Origin of the sequence: Amycolatopsis kentuckyensis (genome assembly GCF_002155975.1) — a bacterium.
GTDB classification, from domain to species: domain Bacteria; phylum Actinomycetota; class Actinomycetes; order Mycobacteriales; family Pseudonocardiaceae; genus Amycolatopsis; species Amycolatopsis kentuckyensis.
Map to the genome: position 1 here is coordinate 1 of NZ_MUMI01000221.1, position 1,606 is coordinate 1,606.

Here is a 1,606-nt window from a genome sequence, read left to right on the forward strand (position 1 = left end):
CACGCGTGCACCACCGGGCGGTACCAGCGGTAGGGCAAAGCCGGAACCACCGCCCCCAATCTCTCGCGCACCTGGTCGGAGTCCAGCACCGGCAGCCCGACGGCGGCGTGGCGGAGCATGGTCGTCTTCCCCGCTCCCGGCAACCCGGCCACGACGAGCAGGTCGCGCCGGCCGAGCTCGATGACAGTGGGCTCGCTCATGCCCCGCCAACGTGCCGGCGAAGGTAATGGTTCCTTTACTTCACGCACAGTGACGGACACCCCATTCGCGCACCGAAGACCACCCGCGGGACCACCCCCGCGCCCCGCGTCACCCCATCGCCTGAAAACCCATGCACGACAAGGCATCCGACGCCGGAACCGCTTCGGGTGAAGATCGCCCGCAACCCTTCCCGGCGTCCGGAAAATCCCTATCTTCTGAAAGGGACGCTCAGTGAGAACAGGGGAAACTCGTCATGACCCAGTCGCTGGAACTCCCGGTCCAGGAATACTGTCTCGATTGGACGTTGACGGGCGACGAAGGCGCCCGGGTCGGGATCACCCTCTCCGGACAGGTGTCCCTGCTGGACAACAACCGGTTCTACAAGATCGACGGCGTCGTCTACGTCACCGAAGGCGACGCGGACATCCGCGCGGTCGGGAACCCGCGGATCTCCGTGCGCCGCAACGGCGTCGAGAAGACCGGGCGCCAGTGGGGCTGGGAGATGTGCTCGGCGCGCAAGAGCCTCGGCGCGCTGAACACGATGGAGGGCTACTTCGTCCGCACCGGCTACTGGGCGCCCGCCGACCGCGCCATCCAGCTGAGCCTGTGCGCCGAGCTCGGGTGGAGCCGGCGCAAGAGCTACAGCCCGCACGTCACCGTCCGGATGGTCGACTGACCACTGTGGACGCCCGGCGCCGCGCCGCCGCGACGACCAGCCCGGCCGCGAGAGCGCCCGCCACCGCACACCCGGCCCCGAACCCCGGCGACGGCTCGTGCACCCGCAGCACCGACACGCACAGCCACACGGCGGCGCCGAACAGCAGGCCCAGCACGGGGCCGCCGACGGCCGCGCCCCGCCAGCGGTGGCCGTTGCGGATCGTCCGAAGCCCCGATTCGAGGTAGGCGAGGGCGAACAGCGCCAGGATGAGGCTGCCCGCGCCCATCGCGCTGGCCAGCGGGTGCTGGCTGGTGAGCAGGGTGAAGGTCTGCGTGGCCGAACCGGTCCGCACATCGGCGGTGACGGCGCCCCCGACGATCCACCGGGCGACCGCCGGAAGGGTGAGTTCGGCGGTGAAGCCATTGCCGTCGGGCTTGGCATCGGCGGCCGCGGACCCGAGCGGAATCCCGGCGGCGGACAGGTCCAGCACAACGCGGCCGGGGTTCCCGGGCCCGCTGAGCACCACCGGCTTGCTGAGGTCGACTTCGACGGGCGCGGCGGCGGAGCCACCCCCGAGCGACACCGCGGAGACTCCGTGCGGCAGCCGCGCGGGGTTGAGCAGCGCCAGCACGACGAGAACGATCGCGGCCACCGCGGCGGGGCGCGGCCCTCGGCGGCCCCGTGCTGGGCCTGCTGTTCGGCGCCGCCGTGTGGCTGTGCGTGTCGGTGCTGCGCGTGCACGAGCCG

The 1,606-nt window shown here is 71.6% G+C and carries 2 protein-coding genes and 1 pseudogene; 1 reads left to right on the plus strand and 2 read right to left on the minus strand.

Translation table 11 applies throughout. The annotated features are described in order from the left end of the window. Positions 1–200: pseudogene (locus tag CCN39_RS21785) on the minus strand (AAA family ATPase); the annotation flags it as partial. Between the two features lie 254 nt (positions 201–454). Between CCN39_RS21785 and CCN39_RS21790 the strand changes: the two are divergent. Continuing rightward, complete coding sequence (locus tag CCN39_RS21790) at positions 455–877, plus strand: hypothetical protein (protein WP_086844768.1); 423 nt, start codon at positions 455–457, stop codon at positions 875–877. Here the strand turns inward: CCN39_RS21790 and CCN39_RS21795 are convergent. Further along, on the minus strand, positions 855–1,511 hold the full coding sequence (locus tag CCN39_RS21795) for a hypothetical protein (RefSeq protein WP_244210937.1): 657 nt from the start codon (positions 1,509–1,511) through the stop codon (positions 855–857). The genes CCN39_RS21790 and CCN39_RS21795 overlap by 23 nt on opposite strands. Positions 1,512–1,606 lie beyond the last annotated feature (95 nt).